This is a genomic window from Streptomyces sp. NPDC047886 (assembly GCF_043204435.1).
Classification (GTDB): Bacteria; Actinomycetota; Actinomycetes; order Streptomycetales; family Streptomycetaceae; genus Streptomyces.
In genome coordinates this window covers 488,597-506,216 of the sequence record NZ_JBIDCF010000006.1, presented here as the reverse complement: position 1 = coordinate 506,216, position 17,620 = coordinate 488,597, and the positions used below count along the sequence as shown (strand labels likewise).

The following is a 17,620-nucleotide window of genomic DNA, read 5'->3' as shown; positions in this document are numbered from 1 at the left end:
GGCGCCGCTCACCGCACGGGACCGGCCGGTCACGCTCGGCGGCCGGGGGACGCGGGTGAGAGCACGTCGCGGCCGGCCGACCGGCCGGCCCGGGTTCCGGTGCCGCCGCCGGCCGGCGTGGCGGGGTCAGAAGGCGCCGTAGTCGACCTGCCAGGTGGGCAGGCCCATCCGGCGCCACACGGCGACGACGCGGTCGCGGTCGTCCAGGGAGACCCGTACCGCGAACCGGTGGCGTACGTGCCGGTCGAAGAGTTCGGCCTTCACCACGTCGTCGCGCCGGCCGTCGCCGGCGGCCCGCATCCACAGCTCGTCGTAGGGCACCTCGTGCCGTCGCAGCCACTCCTCGGTCTTCTCCCGGTGCTCCTCGCCCCGGCCGGAGAGCAGCACGACGACGTCGCCGTCCGCGCGGCGGAACGCGCGCAGGGCCTGCCGTACCGAGACGTTGACGAGGTCCTCGTCGCAGCGCCCGAAGTCGTACGGGCCCCGGGCGCCCCGGAGGGCGAGGGTGCCGTCGATGTCGCACATGACAGCCGACGGCAGCGCCGGGTCCGGGACGTAGGGCCGCACGGGCGGCCGGTCGTTCAGCCATGCGTCGGTGAGCCGCCAGCCGCCGCTGCGGGACCTCGCGTGCTTGTCGGCGAGCAGCCGGATGATCTCCTCGCCGACGGACCGCTCCCGCGCGCCGTCGCGCCGCACGCACTCCTCCACCGGTACGCCGGTGAAGTCGTGGACGACGAACGTGGCCTGCCCGGCCACGGCGGCCTTGAGCCGCTTGGGGATGTGGGGCGTCAGGTGCGTGTTGTCGACGACGACGTCGAAGCCGTCCCCGATGGCGGCGCGGACGGCCGCGTCCTGGATGGCCAGCACCGTCTGCTCGTGGGTGTACGACCGGCCGCGCTCGGGCGCCGGGACGTCCAGCATGGTGCGCAGGTCGTCCAGGTTGACCCGGCGCATCCGGCCGCCGGACTCCGCCTGGAGCCGACGCGCCTCCGTCGTCTTCCCCGAGGCGGGGAGTCCGGTCATGACATGGACTACGGGCACGGGTCAGTTCTCCTCATCGGTCGTGAACGGGTCGGACGCCTCCGGCCGCACGGAGCGGTAGGTGACGAGCTCGGTGGGACGTCCGTCCAGGCGCAGGAACACGGCGGCGCGGACAGTGGGGTCCGGCAGGGCCTTCGCGGCGCGGGCGAAGGCGGCCCGGTCGCCGGCGAGCGGGGCGAGGGCCCGGTACGCGGTGTCGATGGCGCGCTCGCGGTCGGCCACGTCCTTGTCGATACGGGCGATCAGCCCGCGCACCCAGGCGTCGAACTCGTCCGGCACCTGCTCCAGCAGGCCGTCCAGGGGGCGCCCGCCCGACGCGGTGATGTCCGCCGCCGAGCAGCCGAGCGCCTGGGCGACCTGCTTCGGGGGGAGGCCGGCGAAGCGCTGGATGCCGTGGCCGCGCCAGACGTCCCGTTCGGTGACGCCGGTCAGGACCTTGTGGAGCCGTACGTACTCGGACAGTTTGGCCTTCGCCCGTACGCCGGACGCGAAGCGGAGGACGAAGCCCTCCGCGTCCGTCCCGGTGGCGGCGCGGCCGCCGGGCAGCGTGTTCGACTCGGTGAGGGCCAGCAGTTCGGCGAGCGGCATCGCGGGCCAGACCGTGACGACGGAGCCGATCGGCTGCCACGCGGGGGCCGCGTCGGCGAGGGGTATCTCGGTGCCGTCCTTGGCGAACGCGGCGAGCAGCACCAGGTCCCGGCGGTCGCCGTAGTCGACGACGATCCGGTTCTGCGGGTAGAGGATCTCCGCCAGGTACGTCACACCGGGAGTGAGCGCCGAGGTGTCCTTGGCGTCGAGCAGGCGCTGGGCCCAGGTGGCCTGTGTGCTGATGAACGACCCCTTCGACGCGACCCGCCAGCCGCCGGCGTAGTGGAAGACGACCGCGAGGCTGCCGTCGACCTTGTCGTACACCTCGAACGGCTCGTCCGGCAGGGCCGGCGCGTACGGCTGACCGGACTCGTGCTCCCCCACGTTGAAGAACTTCGGCAGCGGCAGCGCGACGACCTCGCCGGTGACGTCGTCGGCGACGAGCCCGCGGCAGCGGGTGGTGACGCGGTTCCAGATCCGCTCGTACTGGCATGTCCTGGTGTACGTGTAGAGGGACAGCGGCAGCGAGGGGTGCGCCTTGCGGGTGACGTGCCCGGCTTCAAGCGCCGCCGTCAGCTCCTGCGGCGGCAGCAGCTCACGCAGCGTCAGGTACGCCTGGCTCATGGATTCCTCCCCGTTCGAATACCCGCATTCTCACCTGGGGGAATCCCTGAACGACAGCGAATAAGACGGGACCGGGCTCGCCCGCCGCCGGTCGCGTCACGCCGGTCACGTCACGTCACGCGGGTCGCGTCCCACCGGTCACGTCATGTCACGTCACGCGGGGAGCAGTTGCCCGGTGCCGCCGCCGTGCTCCTCGTACTCCCCGCCGAAGGCACGGTCGAGCAGACCGGCCGCGTGCGGGGTGCTGGACAGGCGCAGTTCGATGAAGCCGCGTACAGCGGGCCACTCCTCGTCCAGGACGGAGTAGAACGCGGTGTCGCGGACCACGCCGTCCAGACCTCGGCAGTGGGCCCGGCGCACGCCTTCGCAGACGGCCCCGAGCCGTTCGATCGCGGCACGGGAGCGGGTGTTGCGGGCGTCGGCGCGGAGCGTGACCCGCCGGACGCCCCAGGTCTCGAACGCGTGGCGGAACATGAGCAGCTTGGCCTCGGTGTTGACTCCGGTCCCGCGCGCCTCCGCGCTGATCCAGGTGTTGCCCATCTCGGCGGCGTCGGGCACGGCGGTGAGCGGCGGGCCGTCGGGGAGGCCAGTGACCGGCGGCCACACGAGCGGGCCCCGCCAGTAGTCCAGTTCCAGGAACCTGGTCGAGCCGAGCACCCGCCCGTCGGCCGCGCGCACCACCGCGAAGGCGAGCGCCCGCCCGGCGGCCTGATCGTTCAGGGCGCGGGCGATGTAGTCGTACGACGCGTCGATTCCGTCGGGTACGGGTGTGAACGCATAGGCGGAACGATCCTGCGCGCCGGCTCGCGCGAGGCCCTCGGCATGGCCCATGGCCAGCGGCTCCAGGCGCACGGTGCGCCCGGCAAGGACTACAGGTACTGGCAACGGAACCTCGCGGCTTTCACGAGCAGAGGGGTCCCCACGCCCATCGGGGGCATGGGGGTCATGGGCTACTCGCCGGGCCGGGCCGACCGCGCGACGGAGTGGCCGACGGGCAGGTGAACCGTTTCGGCACCAGATCGAGGAGGACAGTATGCAGCCCCGATCAGCCGTGCGACAGAACCCGGCGCGAACCCCGCCGCACACGGGGATGAAATGCCCGCGACGGGAGGCCGCCTGGCCCTTTCCCTCCGCCCGGGTCTACAGCTCGGAGCAGATGCGCCGGGCTTCGGCCAGGTCCTTCCTCACCCGCGCGTCGAAGTCGAAGACCTGGGCGTGGCGGTCCTGCGAACGGCGTATGGCCCGCGCGAGCGGCTGGTACGCCGCGTCCCCCGCGGCCGCCGCAGCGGAGAGCACTCCGGCCGCCGCGTACCGGTTGACGGCGATGTCGCCGTCCGGGCCCTTCGCGGCGTACCGCGACTCGTCGAAGCCGTCCAGTGCCCGGCAGGCGGCGCGGGCGTCGTCGGCCGGGCCGGGGCCGCCCGCCCGGGCGCCGGAGCCGTCGCCGCCGAGCAGCCAGGCCGCGCCCACGCCGCCGCCACCGAGCAGGAGGCCGAGCGCCATGGCACCGGCGACGAGACCCCGGCGGCCTCGGGGCCGGGGGCCGACGGGCGGAACGGGCGCGGCGGGGACGGGGGCGTTGTGGGGCTGCTGCTCTGATCGCATCCGACCGAAGATAGCGGGCCGTGCCGGAGCGCGGCCAACGGCGGCAGGAGCCGACCGGGCTTGCGCTACCGCGGGCGGCGCCGCGGCCGAGCCGCGCGGTCCGGTTCGTCCGGCACGAGGGGGCCGGTGGCCGACGCGCGGGGCGTCGGGCCCGCGGACCGCAGGCGGTCGCGGAGCCTTCCGGCGGGCCCCCGGCGGACGGCGGCCGGGCCGGGGGCGGCGGCGTGGGCCGCACGGAGCTTCCTGACCTCACGCCCGTACCGGGCGAGGACGTCCGGCGGGCACACCGCCTGGAGGCGTGGGAAGAGGCGCTGCTCCTGGTGTCGGGCGTGGTCGGTGACGCGGGTGACGAGCGACAGGAGCAGTTCGCCGTACTCCTCGCCACCGGGCTCCCGTGCCTCCAGCGCGCGCAGCGTCCGGGCGAGCGCGGCGTGTTCGGCGTAGTCGCCATACTCGGCGCGTCCGGCGCGTCCGGCGTCCGCCTGGTCGGCCCGGTCGGCCCGGTCGGCCGGGCGGCCGCCGTCGGCCGGGCGGTCGCCGTCGGCCGGCTCCTGGCGCACCACCGGGGCCAGGCACCGGCTCTCGATGTCCAGGTGCAGCGCGATCGCCCGGACCGCCCGCGCGACGAGTTCCGCGCGGCGGGCCCCAAGGGGCTCGGATGCGCGCAGGCGGTCGAAGAGCCGCTGGATCCGGCCGTGATCGGCGGTGAGTTCCTGGATGAGGTCTGGCTCGGGGTCCATGTCCGTCCGTCTTCCCTCGTCGGTGTGCCCCTTCCCTCTTCCCTGACACGCGCGTGGCGTACCGGCCGGCCGCGGCGGAACCCGATCGGCGGGGAGGGGGACGGGAGGGGGACGGGGAGGCGGACGTGCCCATGTTCTGCCTAATGCCGAGGCCCCGGCATCACCGGCCCGCATAGTGCGGGGTACGCACGCGCGTGCCGTGGCGGGTAAGCCGCCCGGACGGCCCACCGGCGGACAGGGAGCAGGGCGCATGCCGTTCCGGCAACGGAGAGCGAGGGCACGGGAAGCGACGACACCGGACGCGACGGCGGCGAAGGCGAGAAGCACGGGCCGCCGCGCCGCCTTCACCGGGTACGTCGCGCTGGACCGCCGGGCCCCCGTATCGGAGCTCGGCCGCGCCCTGATCCGCAAGGCGTTCCCCGACCACTGGTCGTTCCTGCTGGGTGAGATCGCGCTGTACAGCTTCCTGGTCCTGCTGATCACCGGGAGCTATCTGACCCTGTTCTTCGACCCGAGCATGACGGAGACCGTCTACCGGGGCGGCTACGAGCCCTTGCGGGGGCTGCGGGTGTCGAACGCCTACGCGACCTCACTCCAGCTCAGTTTCGACGTCCGGGGCGGTCTGCTCATGCGGCAGACGCACCACTGGGCGGCGCTCGTCTTCGTCGCCGCGCTGGCCGTGCACATGCTGCGGGTGTTCTTCACCGGGGCGTTCCGCCGGCCGCGTGAACTCAACTGGCTGATCGGCGTGACCCTGTTCACGCTGGCGATGCTGGAGGGGTTCGCCGGGTACTCGCTGCCGGACGACCTGCTGTCGGGCACGGGGCTGCGCACCGCCGACACGATCGTGAAGTCGATCCCGGTCGTGGGGACGTACCTCAGCTTCTTCGTGTGGGGAGGGGCGTATCCCGGTCATGTGGTGCTGCCCCGGCTGTACATCCTGCACGTGCTGTTCGTCCCCGCCGTCCTCATCGCGCTGATCACCGCCCATGTGCTGATGGTGGTCTACCTCAAGCACACCCAGTGGGCGTCCCTGGGGAAGACCAACCGCAATGTCGTGGGGCAGCCGATGTTCCCGCACTTCACGGCCAAGTCGACGGGCCTGTTCCTCATGGTCTCCGGCGTCATGGTGGTCCTCGGTGCCGTCGCGCAGATCAACCCGGTCTGGAACTACGGTCCCTACCGGCCCGACCTGATCTCGACGGACGTCCAGCCGGACTGGTACGTGGGCTTCCTCGAAGGCGCCCTGCGGCTGATGCCCCCGTGGGACACGGTCGTGGCGGGGCACACGGTGATGTGGAGCGTGTTCCTCCCGGCGGTGCTGCTGCCCGGTCTGCTGTTCCTGGGGCTCTACCTCTACCCGTACGTCGAGAGATGGGCGACCGGCGACCTGATGGAGCACCACCTGTGCGACCGGCCCAGGGACCGGCCCAACCGGACCGCTCTGGGGGTCGCCGGGATCGTGTTCTACGCCGTCCTGCTCGCGGCCGGCGGCAACGACGTGATGGCCCTGGTCTTCCGGCTGTCCCTGGAGAGCCTGACCTGGCTGTTCCGGGTGCTGGTGTTCGTCGGCCCGGTCGTCGCCTTCCTGGTGACGAGACGGGTCTGCCTCGCGCTCCAGGCGCACGACCGGCGGCTGCTGGAGGAGGGCGAGGAGACCGGAGCGGTCCGCCAGAGTCCGTACGGCGGGCTCGGCGAGGCCCGTCGGCCGCTCGGCGCCGAGCGCCGCTACCGGCTGCTGGTGCGCGAGGTGCCCGAACCGCTGGAGCGGCCGGGTCCGGGGGCGTCGCGCCGGCAGCGGCTGCGGGCCCGGCTGAGCGCCTGGTACTACCGTGACCGGGTCGAGATGCCCACGACGGCGGAGGAGCGCCTGCAGATCTCCGGCCGGCTCCTGGACCCGGCGTCGGTGCGGGCCTCCACGGCGGCGGGGGACGACGAGGAGTAGGCCGCGCCTTAGTCGTCGCGTCCCGCGTACTGGAAGACCATGCCGAGGACCCCGGCCGCCGTGACGCCGAGCCCGATGAGGAACAGCCAGAGTCCGAACACGGTGCCGACGCCGAGCAGCGCGATCCCCAGGCCGGTCAGCGGCGGGTGGGCGCTCTGCGGGGGGAAGAAGCCCAGGGCGCCGCCGCGTTCCCGGATCTCGGAGTCGCCCCGGTCCTCCGGTCTGCTCCCCCTGCGCCGGTGGTTGACGGCGCAGAAGAAGGAGACGACCGCCGCCATCAGGAAGGACACGGTGAGGGCCGCGATCCCGGCGGGTTCGCGGGCGAACCAGATGTAGGCGGTGTCGGTCACCAGGAAGAAGAGCGCGACGCCGGCGAACAGCCGGGCTTCCGTCCTCATGGGTTCCGCCTCCTCGGGGTGTCGGGGCTGGGCCTGGCTGATGTGCCAGCGGCGGCCCGGATCTGCGCCACGTCCGGGTGGTGGAGGTCGAAGGCCGGGGAGTCGGAGCGGATCCGGGGCAGGGCGTCGAAGTTGTGCCGGGGCGGCGGGCAGGAGGTCGCCCACTCCAGCGACCGGCCGAACCCCCAGGGGTCGCCGGTCTCGATCCGCGGGGCGTGTCTGGCGGTCCGCCAGACGTTGTAGAGGAACGGCAGGGTCGACAGCCCCAGCAGGAACGCGCCGGCCGACGACACCATGTTGAGGACGGTGAAGCCGTCGGCGGCGAGGTAGTCGGCGTAGCGGCGGGGCATGCCGGACTCGCCCAGCCGGTGCTGGACGAGGAAGGTGATCTGGAAGCCGGTGAACAGGGTCCAGAAGTGGATCCTGCCGAGGCGTTCGTCGAGCATCCTGCCGGTCAGCTTCGGCCACCAGAAGTAGAACCCGCCGAACATGGCGAACACGATGGTGCCGAACAGGACGTAGTGGAGATGGGCGACGATGAAGTAGGAGTCCGTGAGGTGGAAGTCCAGCGGCGGTGAGGCGATCAGAACACCGCTGAGGCCGCCCAGGAGGAAGGTCACCAGGAATCCGGCGGCCCACAGTATGGGCGTCTCGAACGACAGCGACCCCCGCCACATGGTGCAGATCCAGTTGAAGAACTTGACGCCGGTGGGCACGGCGATGAGGAACGACATGAACGAGAAGAACGGCAGCAGGACGGCTCCCGTCGCGAACATGTGATGGGCCCATACGGCCGCCGACAGCATCGTGATGGCGATCGTGGCGCCGACCATGCCGACGTAGCCGAAGAGCGGCCTGCGGCTGAACACGGGCACGATCTCGGAGACCACGCCGAAGAACGGCAGGGCGACGATGTACACCTCGGGATGGCCGAAGAACCAGAAGAGGTGCTGCCAGAGCAGCGCCCCGCCGTTGGCGGAGTCGAAGATGTGCGACCCGAACCTGCGGTCGGCCTCCAGGGCCAGCAGGGCCGCGGTCAGCACGGGGAACGCGAGCAGCGCCAGGACCGAGGTGAGTAGGATGTTCCAGGTGAAGATCGGCATCCGGAACATCGTCATGCCGGGCGCGCGCAGGCAGACGATGGTGGTGATGAAGTTGACCGCGCCGAGCGTGGTGCTCAGACCGGCGACGACCAGGCCCATCGTCCACAGGTCGCCGCCGAGGCTCGGGGTGTGCACGGCGCTGTTCAGCGGGGCGTAGGCGAACCACCCGAACGAGGCGGCTCCGCCGGGGAGCAGGTACCCGGAGAGGACGATCAGGCCCCCGAAGAGGAACAGCCAGTAGGTCAGGGCGTTGAGGCGGGGGAAGGCGACGTCGGGGGCGCCGATCTGGAGCGGCATGATGGCGTTGGCGAACCCGGCGAACATCGGTGTCGCGAACAGCAGCATCATGATCGTTCCATGGATCGTGAAGAGCTGGTTGTACTGGAAGCTGTTCATGATCTGGAGCCCAGGTCGCGCCAGCTCCGCCCGCATGAGCATCGCGAGCAGCCCCGCGATCAGGAAGAACCCGAACGCGGTGACCAGGTACATGGCGCCGATCGTCTTGTGATCGGTCGTGGTCGCGTAGGACCGGATCCGGTCACCCACGGTGAGACGGGGGTGCGCCGGCGCGGCCGTCGGACCGGTCTCGGGCGGCCCGGCGAGCGGTGGACCGGCGTCCATCCGGTCGTCGGGCCGGGGCCGGCGCGGCTGGGGCATGGGCTCCTCCGGTGTGCTGAGGCCGACGGCGGCGGCCGGGGCGCCATCGCGCGTGCTCTGTAGCCCTTCCGCCCGTCCGCCAAACAACCGCGTCCGCCAACCGGCGCTCCCCGTGGCCCGGCCGGGACGGACGAACCCGCGCCGACGGATGCGTGAGGGCGGTCCCGGCGGGAAACCCGGAGGGCGACGGGCGGGGACGAGGGAGGTGTACGCGGTGAAGGCGACGCTGTCGCTGGGGCGGCTGGCCGGTGTACGGGTCGGGGTGCACTGGAGCGTTCTGGTCATCGTCGTGCTGCTGGCCTTCGGGCTGGCCGGACGGCTCCCCGACGCGTACCCGGACCGCCCGGGCTGGGTGTACTGGCTCACCGGGCTGGCATCGGCCGTCGTCTTCCTGCTGTCGCTGCTCGCCCATGAGCTCAGCCATGCCGTCGTGGCCCGCCGCAACGGCGTGGACGTCGACGGCATCACGCTCTGGCTGCTCGGCGGGATGGCCAGGCTCAGGAGCGAGGCGCCCACACCGGGCGCCGAGGTGCGCATCGCCGGTGTGGGGCCGCTGGTCAGCCTGCTGCTCGGGGTGTTCTTCGGCCTCGTGGCATGGCTGGTCGGCGCCGTGTACGGGGCCGGGCTGCCGGTCGAGGCGCTGGCCTGGCTGGCGGGCATCAACATCCTGCTGGCCGTGTTCAACGCCCTGCCCGCCGCGCCGCTGGACGGCGGGCGGCTGCTGCGGGCGCTGGTGTGGCGCCGGACCGGTGATCCGCTGAAGGCCACGGCGGTGGCCACCGGAGCCGGCCGGGCGCTGGGCTGGCTGCTGGTCGGTGCCGGCCTGTACCTCGTGTTCTTCGGTGCCGTGTTCAGCGGTTTCTGGCTCGTGGTCATCGGCTGGTTCCTCGTCGCCATGGCCACCGCCGAGGGCGGTCAGGCGAAGACGCGGGAGCTGCTGAGCGGCATCCCCGTGCGCCAGGCCATGAGCGCGGACCCCACGGCCGTGCCCGTCGGCCTCACCGTCGCCGGGTTCCTGGCCGACCCCCGGTACCGCTACCGGCACTCGGCGTTCCCCGTGGTGGACGAGGACGACCGCCCGGTGGGCCTGATCAGTGTGAAGACGGCCGCCGCGACCGCCGAGGCGGAGCGGGGCTCGGGGCTGGCCACCGTGATGATCCCGGCGGGGGAGATCCCCACGGCCGGCCCCGACGATCCGCTGACGGCGGCCCTGCCCCGGCTGGAGTCGAGCGCGGCGCACCGGCTGCTCGTCGTCGACGGGGACGGCCGGCTGGTGGGCATCGTCACCAGCTCCGACATCAGCCGGGTCACCGCCTGGCTGGCGTCCTCGTCCACCTGGCGCAACCGGGCGTTCTGACGGCGGCGCGCGGGCGGCCGGATCGCGACGGCGGCGAGGGAGCCGCACTTGCCCCTGGCCGATGCGGCTGCGAGCATCCCACCGCGCGCTCTACGGCGGCCGGGGCAAGGGACAGAGACCCGGCCGGCCCCCCACCCGTTGGTTCTGCCCACTGGACGACCAACCAGGAGTGCTTTCCTCATGCTGCGACAGAAACTGCGGAACCTTCTGCTCGGCGCGGGCACGGCCGCCGTCACACTGGCCGCCGCCCTCGTCCCGGCCACGGCGGCCGCCGCACCGGCGGCACCGGCCGCCGACGGGTTCTGGTCCTGCACCATCCCGTCCGGCTACGCGTACACGAACACGCAGTCCACGCTGAGCTGCGGCGGCACCGGCTTCAGAACGTACTACTACGTGCAGCAGCCGACGGACGGCTTATGGGCGTGCACCACGGCGTCCGGCTTCACCTACAGCTCCACCCAGAACACGCTGTCCTGCTCCACCAGCGGCGGCTTCCGCACCCTGTACCAGCTGCGCACGCCGAGGACCGGGCTGTGGGCCTGCACCGTCCCGCCGGGCTTCACGTACACCAGCACGCAGAACACCCTGTCCTGCTCCACCAGCGGCGGATTCCAGACCCTGTACCTGCTGCGGGCCGTCTGACCGGCTCCGTGAGAAGGGGGCCGGACCGATCAGGTCCGGCCCCCGCCCCGGCGCCGGCCGCGTGAACCCGCCGTATGAACCCGCCCACGCCGTACGACCGCGCCCGCCGTACGGGGTGCTCGTCCGGGCGGGCCGTCAGTCGTCGTCCGATCCCTCGCGGAGCGTCAGGTTCACGCCGGTCCTCGGGTCGAACAGATGCAGCCGTGAGGTGTCTACCCAGATGTCGGCGCGGGCGCCCTCGCGGACGCGGGTGGCGGTGCTCAGCCGGGTGACGACCTGCCGGCCGCTGCCGCCCGTCTCGCCGGCGCCGGAGTCGGCGGCGAGTTCGGCGAGCTCGGCGAGTCCGGCCGGACCGGCAGGGCCGGAGGGGCCCGCGAGTAGTTCGCCGCCCTCCTCGGCGAAGTAGGCGTACACGTCAGAGCCGAGGGATTCCACGACGTCGACGGTCGCTGTGAAGACGGCCCCCGGTGCCCGGCCCGGCTCGACCAGTGCGGCGTCCTCGAAGGCCTCGGGGCGCAGCCCGGCGATCAGGTCACGGGGTGCGTCGGCACGCTCCAGTGCCCGTCTGATCCGGTCGTCCAGGGGCAGGTCGCCGAGCGAGGTGCGGAGTCTTCCCTCCTCGAGGCCGGCGCGCAGGAGGTTCATGGCGGGCGAGCCGATGAACCCGGCGACGAAGAGGTTGCGCGGTTCGTCGTAGAGGTGTTGCGGGCTGCCGACCTGCTGGACGACGCCGCCGCGCATGACGACCACCCGGTCCCCGAGGGTCATGGCCTCGGTCTGGTCGTGGGTGACGTACACGGTGGTGGTGCCCAGCCGCTGCTGGAGGCGGGAGATCTGGGTGCGCATCTGCACGCGCAGCTTGGCGTCGAGGTTGGACAGCGGCTCGTCCATGAGGAACGCCTTGGGGTCGCGGACGATCGCGCGGCCCATGGCGACGCGCTGGCGCTGGCCGCCGGAGAGGTTCGCCGGTTTGCGGTCGAGGTGCTCGGTGAGGTCGAGGATGCGGGCGGCCTCCTCCACCTTCGCGCGGACGGTGGCCTTGTCGGTCTTGGCGAGCCGCAGGGCGAAGCCCATGTTGTCGCGCACGCTCATGTGCGGGTAGAGGGCGTAGCTCTGGAAGACCATGGCGATGTCACGGTCCTTGGGCGCCTTGTCGTTGACGACCTGTCCGTCGATGCGGAGCGTGCCCGACGTGATGTCCTCCAGTCCGGCGATCATGTTGAGCGTGGTGGACTTCCCGCACCCGGAGGGGCCGACGAGGATGACGAACTCCCCGTCGGCGACGGTGAGGTCGACGTCCCGTACGGCCAGCGAGCCGTCGGGGTACCGCTTGGTGACGCCTTCGAGAACGATCTCGGCCACGGGTCGGTGCTCCTTGTCCGGGCGGTCAGCCCTTGACGGCTCCGGAGGTGAGTCCGGCGACGATGCGCCGCTGGAACAGCAGGACGAAGACGATGATCGGCACGGTGATCACCACGGCCGCCGCGGCGATCGAACCGGTCGGCTGCTGGAACTGGCTGCTCCCGGTGAAGAAGGCGATCGCCGCCGGGACCGTGCGGGCCGCCGTGGTGGAGGTCAGCGAGATCGCGAACAGGAAGTCGTTCCAGCAGAAGATGAACACCAGGATGGCGGTGGTGAACACGCCTGGCGCGGCCAGCGGGGCGATCACCAGCCGGAACGCCTGTGCGGGGGTGGCCCCGTCGACCTTGGCCGCCTTCTCCAGGTCCCAGGGGATCTCCCGGAAGAACGCGGACAGGGTGTAGATGGCCAGCGGCAGGGAGAAGGTCATGTACGGGATGATCAGTCCCGCCCAGGTGTCGAAGATGCCGAGGACCCGCTCGATCTCGAACAGCGGCGACACCAGCGAGATCGGCGGGAACATCGCGATCAGCAGGGACATGCCGATCAGCAGCCGTTTGCCGGGGAAGCGCAGCCTCGCCACGGCGTAGGCGGCCATCGTGCCCAGCACGACGGCGATACCGGTCGCGATCAGCGCGATACCGATGGAGTTGAGGAGCGCCCGGGTGAACTCGGCCGTCTCGAAGATGCCCCGGTAGTTGTCCAGGGTCCACTTCGCCGGGATGAACTGGCCGTCCGTCAGGGTGCTCGGGTCCTTGAACGACAGCGCGGCGATCCACCAGACGGGGAAGAGCGCGTAGGCCACCACCAGCACGTTGACGACGGCCCAGCCGGTGACCTTCCTCCCGTGTGCGCCGGCCATCAGCGTCCCGCCTCCCGCGCGCCCGGGGCGGCGGCCCCGAAGAGTCTGACGAAGGTGAAGGCGATGACGGCCACACAGAGGAAGATGAGCACCGAGACCGCCGACCCGATACCGAGGTTGAGCGCGGTGAAGAGGTTGTCGTACCCGAGGATCGACACCGACGCCGTGCCGTGTGCGCCGGACGTCAGCACGTAGATGTTGTCGAAGACCCGGAACGCGTCGAGGGTGCGGAAGAGCAGCGCCACGAGGATGGCGGGCTTCATCAGCGGCAGTGTGACCCGGAAGAACCGCTGCCCCGCACCGGCGCCGTCGACCATGGCCGCCCGCAGCGTCTCCTCGGGGACGAGGGCGAGTCCGGCCAGGAGCAGCAGCGCCATGAACGGTGTGGTCTTCCAGACCTCGGCGAGGATGATCAACCCGATGGCCGGCCACTGCTCCGTGAGGGGCGCCTCGCCCGCCGGGAGCAGGGCGGCGAGATAGCCGGTGCCCGGTGTCCAGGCGTACTGCCAGGAGAACGCCGCGACGACGGTGACGATGCCGTACGGGATGAGGATCGCGGTGCGGACCGTGCCGCGCCCGAACAGGGTGCGGTGCATGACGACGGCCAGGACGAGACCCAGGACGAGCTCGACCGCGACGGAGACGACGGTGATCAGCAGCGTCACCCAGAACGCCCGCCACCAGAACTCCGAGGAGAGCACGGCCGCGTAGTTGGCGAAGCCCACGAACCGCGCCTGGTCGGGGAAGCGGAGGTCGTGTCGCTGGAGGGAGAGGTAGACCGCGTAGGCGATGGGATAGGCGGTGACCGCGACCATCACGGCGACGGCCGGTGCGCACAGCAGCCAGCCCAGCCGCCGTTCCTGCCGGGCGCCTGCGGACAGGCGCGGGGCGGCGGCCCGACCGGGCGGCGACGGCCGGGCGCCCGAGGGGGCGGCCGTCGGCGGGGCGGGGCGGTTCACGGGATCAGCCCCTTCGACTGGAGGGCGTCGTCGATCTGCTCCTCGATGGTCCGCGCGACCCGTTCGGGGCGGATGGCGGAGGGCGGGGAGAGCGCGTGGGAGATCGCGATGGACACGTTCTGGTAGGCCGGGGTCGGCGGCCGGACGCTGGCGTTCTCCAGGGCGGCGAGGATGTCCGCGGCGAACGGGTAGTTCTCGACGAAGGCGGCGTCGTCGTAGAGCTCGCGGAGGGTGGGCGGCAGGCCGCCCTTGACGGCGGCGGTCATCTGGTTCTCGCGGTCGCGCAGGCACAGGGCCGCATCGAAGGCCAGGTCCGGGTGGCGCGAGTAGGCGGCGACGGCGAGGTTGACCCCGCCGATGGTGGGCCGCGCCGGCTCGTCGGCGTCGACCCGGGGGTACGGGGCCCAGCGGAAGTGCCGGAAGAGGTCGGGGTTGTTCGCCTTCATCGAGGGGTGGACGAACGGGTAGTTGAGTTCGAAGGCCGCCTTGCCGGACTCCATGGCCAGCCGGTTCTGGTCCTCCATCTGGTTCGACAGCGACGGATCGGCGGCCGGTGAGGTGGCGAGGTCGCGCATGATGCCGAGCGCGCGCAGGGCGGGCGGTCCGAGTGCCGCCTCCGTGGCTGCGGCGTTCAGGACGGACCCGCCGGCGCTCGCCACCAGGGTGTTGAACCAGACGGTGAGCCCCTCGTACTGGGCCCCCTGGATCTCGACGTAGTGCGGCTCGCCGCGGGCCGCGAGCTCGCGTGCCATGTCCAGCATCTCGTCCCAGGTCGTCGGCGGACGGGGCACCAGGTCGGCCCGGTACCACAGGAGCTGGGTGTTGGTGTTGTACGGGACCGCGTACAGCTCGTCCTTCCAGGTCGCTGTCTCCAGCGGCACCTCCAGGGTGCCGTCGGTGGCGCGCCGGCGCTGGTCGCCGGTCCAGGGCAGGATCCACCGTGCCTCGGCGAACTCGGGCGCCCAGGTGACGTCGAGGCCGAGGATGTCGAGGGTGTCGTCCTCGGCGGCCATGCGGCGGACGAGCTGCTGGCGCTGGCCGTCGGCGGTGCGCGGCAGCTTGTGGTAGGCGATCCGGTACCGACCGCCGGAGGCCCCGGTGCACCGCTCGGCGGCGCTCGCGAGCGCACCGGAGTCGTCGGGGAAGTGGTACCAGTTCAGTGTGGTCCCGCCGGTCTCCTCGGAGGCGCCGCAGGAGCCGAGGAGCGGGGCGAGCACGGCGAGGACGAGCAGGGCGACGAGGGCCCGCGGACCACCACCCCGCGCACGGCGGGCCGGCCCCTTCATGGACGGCAATCGGTTCACATCCCGGACTCGGCGGCGACGGGACACCCGGGTGACGCGACGGCCCCGGACCCCGCCGACCCTAGGCAGGTCGGCGGCGGCACGGCGTGGCGCGCGGGCCGTGTCGCCGCCGATGCCACCCGGATGCCACCCGACCGCCGGCCGTACGACGGTGTCCGACACGGTCCGAGCCCCTGCCGCTCGGGCCGGAGCCGCTCGGTCCGGGACCCGGCGGGGTCGGGACCCGGTGGGGGTCCGGTCGGGGCCGTGACCCGGTGGGGGTCCGGTCGGGGCCGTGACCCGGGGGCGGGGGCGGCGGGGGGCTTCGGGGCGAGGCCGAGGCGCTGGTCCGCTACGCGCTGGACGCGGGCGGGCACGACAACATCACCGTCGTGCTCGTGCCCGTCACCCCTCGCCCGCCGGGGGCCGGTCCCGAGTGCGGCGGCTCCCGCCCGGGTGGGGCGAGGTGAGCCGCCGGAACTCCATGGCGTCGAGCACGGCCGCGCCGCCGGGGTCGTTGTTGAAGTACGCGAAGACCTCCGCGTCCTCGGGCCAGGCGTCGGCGATACGCCCGGCCCACGAGCGAAGCGCTCCCCTGCCGTAGCGGGGCCAGGTGCGCGCGCGGCCCTCGTGGAAGCGCACGTACCCCCAGTCGGCGGTGCGCCACAGGGGGGTCGCGGGCCGGGAGCCCCGGTCGGTCCAGCACAGCGGCGCGCCGCGGGCCTCCAGTACCGCCCGGACCTCCGGCGTCCACCACGAGGGGTGGCGGGGTTCGACCGCGACCCGCGTTCCCGTCGGGAAGCAGGCGAGGCAGGCGTCGAGGGCGCCGGGATCCGCGCGGAGCGTGGGCGGCAGCTGGAGCAGTACGGGGCCCAGCCGGTCGCCGAGGCCCTCGGCGTGTGCCAGCAGCCTGGCGACCGGCTCCTCGGGCTCGCGCAGGCGTTTGATGTGGGTGAGGAAGCGGCTGGCCTTCACCGCCATGACGAATCCGTCCGGGGTGCGCTCGCTCCACCGGGCGAACGTCTCGCGGGCCGGCAGCCGGTAGAAGGCGTTGTTGCTCTCGACCGTGGAGAACTGCCGGGCGTACTCCTCCAGCCACAGCCGCTGGGGCAGGCCGGGCGGGTAGAGGACTCCTCGCCAGTCCCGGTACTGCCACCCCGACGTTCCGACGAGCACGGGCATACCTCGATGATGCGGCCCCGGCCCGCGCCGCGCAGAGGGACCCGCCGCACCGGTGCCGTGTCCGATCGGCCGCCGCCGTGGGTCGCGTACGCGGAACTTTGGCTTCTTCCCCCGCCTCCGGTACGGCGTGTTCCCCCCTACGATGTGCCGGTGAACCAGCAGCCGCCCCCGCCACCGGGGGGCCACACCGAGCACCGGCTCGCCGCGCAGCTCACCGCGCTGGGTGTCGAGCCAGGTGGTTTCCTCCTCGTGCACGCGTCGTTGCGGGCCTTGGGGCCGGTGGCGGGCGGCGGCCGTACGGTGGTACGTGCCCTGCTCAGGGCGCTCGGCCCGGACGGGACCCTGGTCGTGCCGACGTTCACGGCGCACAATTCGGACACCTCCCCGGCCTACCGGGAACGGGTGCGCGGCCTCGGCGACGCCGAAGTCGCCGCCGTGCGCGCGTCGATGGAGCCGTACGATCCGCTGACCATGGCGTCGACGGGCGTGGGGATCCTCCCCGAACTGGTCAGAACGGCCCCGGGCGCGCTGCGCAGCGCGCATCCCCAGACGTCGTTCGCGGCGCTGGGGGCGCACGCCGAGAAGGTCGTCGGCGACCACCGTCCGGACTGCCACCTGGGCGAGGACTCCCCGCTGGCCCGGCTGTACGACCTGCGGGCGCGGATCCTGCTGCTGGGCACCGGCTTCGACACGTGCACCGCCTTCCATCTGGGCGAGTACCGGGTGCGGCGGCCACCGCGCCGCGCCTACCGCTGTGTGGTGCGGGAGGGCGGGGTGCGGCGGTGGTGGGAGTACGAGGACGTGGACCTGACCGACGGCGACTTCGGGGCGCTCGGTGGCGACCTGGAGCGCGAGGCGGCCCCGGGGCGGGTGGTGACCGGTCCCGTGGGGTCGGCGCGGGCGCGGCTGCTGGGGGTGGTCGACGCGGTGGACCACGCGCGCGACTGGCTGGAGCGGAACCGGCCGCGGCGGCCGGGACCGCACGCGGGAGCGGCGCGTCCCGCGTGGGGCTCGCTCGCCGTCGCGGTCGGGGTCGGGACGGTCGGGGGCGGGACGGTCGGGGTCGGGGCTGCCGGTGTCGGGGCTGCCGGTGTCGGGGCTGCCGGTGTCGGGGCTGCCGGTGTCGGGAGTGCCGGTGTCGGGGCTGCCGGTGTCGGGGCGGTCGGGGTCGGGGCGGTCGGGGTCGGGGCTGCCGCCACGGCAGTCGGCGTCGCGGCCGGGGTTGCTCCGCCCGGGTGAATTCCCCGGATCCGCTTCCCCGTTGTTCCCGACCCG

Annotated in this window: 16 protein-coding genes; 4 read left to right on the top strand and 12 right to left on the bottom strand. The window is 72.8% G+C overall.

The window, feature by feature from the left end; translation table 11 throughout:
• Window positions 1-126: 126 nt before the first annotated feature.
• The 5 genes from ACGF5U_RS22790 to ACGF5U_RS22770 form a co-directional block, all read right to left on the bottom strand.
• Window positions 127-1,041 carry an AAA family ATPase gene (locus ACGF5U_RS22790; RefSeq protein WP_392711863.1) on the bottom strand — a complete coding sequence of 305 codons (915 nt, stop codon included), beginning with the start codon at window positions 1,039-1,041 and terminating at the stop codon, window positions 127-129.
• A 3-nt stretch (window positions 1,042-1,044) separates the two neighbouring features.
• On the bottom strand, window positions 1,045-2,253 hold the full coding sequence (locus ACGF5U_RS22785) for an RNA ligase (protein ID WP_392711861.1): 1,209 nt from the start codon (window positions 2,251-2,253) through the stop codon (window positions 1,045-1,047).
• A gap of 153 nt (window positions 2,254-2,406) precedes the next feature.
• Window positions 2,407-3,138, bottom strand: coding sequence for a GNAT family N-acetyltransferase (locus ACGF5U_RS22780; RefSeq protein WP_392711860.1), 732 nt, complete (start codon window positions 3,136-3,138; stop codon window positions 2,407-2,409).
• A 255-nt stretch (window positions 3,139-3,393) separates the two neighbouring features.
• Window positions 3,394-3,858: a hypothetical protein gene (locus ACGF5U_RS22775; RefSeq protein ID WP_392711859.1), complete on the bottom strand. Its 465-nt coding sequence runs from the start codon at window positions 3,856-3,858 to the stop codon at window positions 3,394-3,396.
• A 65-nt stretch (window positions 3,859-3,923) separates the two neighbouring features.
• Entirely contained in the window at window positions 3,924-4,598 is a 675-nt protein-coding gene (locus ACGF5U_RS22770; protein ID WP_392711857.1) for a hemerythrin domain-containing protein, read from the bottom strand.
• Window positions 4,599-4,848: 250 nt separating this feature from the next.
• Between ACGF5U_RS22770 and ACGF5U_RS22765 the strand changes: the two genes are divergently transcribed.
• Window positions 4,849-6,543, top strand: coding sequence for a cytochrome bc complex cytochrome b subunit (locus ACGF5U_RS22765; protein ID WP_392711855.1), 1,695 nt, complete (start codon window positions 4,849-4,851; stop codon window positions 6,541-6,543).
• 8 nt (window positions 6,544-6,551) lie between these two features.
• Here the strand turns inward: ACGF5U_RS22765 and ACGF5U_RS22760 are convergent, their stop codons facing one another.
• Both ACGF5U_RS22760 and ctaD read right to left on the bottom strand, forming a co-directional pair.
• Complete coding sequence (locus ACGF5U_RS22760; protein ID WP_392711853.1) at window positions 6,552-6,941, bottom strand: cytochrome c oxidase subunit 4; 390 nt, start codon at window positions 6,939-6,941, stop codon at window positions 6,552-6,554.
• Complete coding sequence (gene ctaD, locus ACGF5U_RS22755) at window positions 6,938-8,665, bottom strand: cytochrome c oxidase subunit I (protein WP_392711936.1); 1,728 nt, start codon at window positions 8,663-8,665, stop codon at window positions 6,938-6,940. The genes ACGF5U_RS22760 and ctaD overlap by 4 nt, the downstream gene beginning before the upstream one ends.
• A gap of 250 nt (window positions 8,666-8,915) precedes the next feature.
• Here ctaD and ACGF5U_RS22750 point away from each other — a divergent pair, with 250 nt between their 5' ends.
• Window positions 8,916-10,058, top strand: coding sequence for a site-2 protease family protein (locus tag ACGF5U_RS22750; RefSeq protein WP_392711851.1), 1,143 nt, complete (start codon window positions 8,916-8,918; stop codon window positions 10,056-10,058).
• A 180-nt stretch (window positions 10,059-10,238) separates the two neighbouring features.
• Window positions 10,239-10,700 (top strand): hypothetical protein, encoded by a 462-nt coding sequence (locus ACGF5U_RS22745; protein WP_392711849.1) that lies wholly within the window; start codon window positions 10,239-10,241, stop codon window positions 10,698-10,700.
• A 135-nt stretch (window positions 10,701-10,835) separates the two neighbouring features.
• Here ACGF5U_RS22745 and ACGF5U_RS22740 read toward each other — a convergent pair whose 3' ends face one another.
• The 5 genes from ACGF5U_RS22740 to ACGF5U_RS22720 all read right to left on the bottom strand — a co-directional run bounded on the left by ACGF5U_RS22740 (window position 10,836) and on the right by ACGF5U_RS22720 (window position 16,345).
• Entirely contained in the window at window positions 10,836-12,062 is a 1,227-nt protein-coding gene (locus ACGF5U_RS22740; protein ID WP_392711848.1) for an ABC transporter ATP-binding protein, read from the bottom strand.
• Between the two features lie 25 nt (window positions 12,063-12,087).
• Complete coding sequence (locus ACGF5U_RS22735) at window positions 12,088-12,921, bottom strand: carbohydrate ABC transporter permease (RefSeq protein ID WP_392711846.1); 834 nt, start codon at window positions 12,919-12,921, stop codon at window positions 12,088-12,090.
• A complete protein-coding gene (locus ACGF5U_RS22730; RefSeq protein ID WP_392711935.1) occupies window positions 12,921-13,802 on the bottom strand; it encodes a carbohydrate ABC transporter permease in 882 nt (293 codons plus the stop codon). The genes ACGF5U_RS22735 and ACGF5U_RS22730 overlap by 1 nt, the downstream gene beginning before the upstream one ends.
• A 74-nt stretch (window positions 13,803-13,876) precedes the next feature.
• On the bottom strand, window positions 13,877-15,166 hold the full coding sequence (locus ACGF5U_RS22725) for an ABC transporter substrate-binding protein (protein ID WP_392711844.1): 1,290 nt from the start codon (window positions 15,164-15,166) through the stop codon (window positions 13,877-13,879).
• A 402-nt stretch (window positions 15,167-15,568) separates the two neighbouring features.
• Window positions 15,569-16,345, bottom strand: a complete 777-nt coding sequence (locus ACGF5U_RS22720) for a DUF72 domain-containing protein (RefSeq protein ID WP_392711842.1) — start codon at window positions 16,343-16,345, stop codon at window positions 15,569-15,571.
• A gap of 150 nt (window positions 16,346-16,495) precedes the next feature.
• Here ACGF5U_RS22720 and ACGF5U_RS22715 point away from each other — a divergent pair, with 150 nt between their 5' ends.
• Window positions 16,496-17,584 (top strand): aminoglycoside N(3)-acetyltransferase, encoded by a 1,089-nt coding sequence (locus ACGF5U_RS22715; protein WP_392711840.1) that lies wholly within the window; start codon window positions 16,496-16,498, stop codon window positions 17,582-17,584.
• The last annotated feature ends 36 nt before the right edge of the window (window positions 17,585-17,620 follow it).

Coding starts and splice junctions, on each gene's coding strand:
- ACGF5U_RS22765 (WP_392711855.1), top strand. CDS start 4,849: ATGCCGTTCCGGCAACGGAGAGCGAGGGCACGGGAAGCGACGACACCG.
- ACGF5U_RS22785 (WP_392711861.1), bottom strand. CDS start 2,253: ATGAGCCAGGCGTACCTGACGCTGCGTGAGCTGCTGCCGCCGCAGGAG.
- ACGF5U_RS22760 (WP_392711853.1), bottom strand. CDS start 6,941: ATGAGGACGGAAGCCCGGCTGTTCGCCGGCGTCGCGCTCTTCTTCCTG.
- ACGF5U_RS22720 (WP_392711842.1), bottom strand. CDS start 16,345: ATGCCCGTGCTCGTCGGAACGTCGGGGTGGCAGTACCGGGACTGGCGA.
- ACGF5U_RS22770 (WP_392711857.1), bottom strand. CDS start 4,598: ATGGACCCCGAGCCAGACCTCATCCAGGAACTCACCGCCGATCACGGC.
- ACGF5U_RS22725 (WP_392711844.1), bottom strand. CDS start 15,166: ATGAAGGGGCCGGCCCGCCGTGCGCGGGGTGGTGGTCCGCGGGCCCTC.
- ctaD (WP_392711936.1), bottom strand. CDS start 8,665: ATGGACGCCGGTCCACCGCTCGCCGGGCCGCCCGAGACCGGTCCGACG.
- ACGF5U_RS22775 (WP_392711859.1), bottom strand. CDS start 3,858: ATGCGATCAGAGCAGCAGCCCCACAACGCCCCCGTCCCCGCCGCGCCC.
- ACGF5U_RS22745 (WP_392711849.1), top strand. CDS start 10,239: ATGCTGCGACAGAAACTGCGGAACCTTCTGCTCGGCGCGGGCACGGCC.
- ACGF5U_RS22735 (WP_392711846.1), bottom strand. CDS start 12,921: ATGGCCGGCGCACACGGGAGGAAGGTCACCGGCTGGGCCGTCGTCAAC.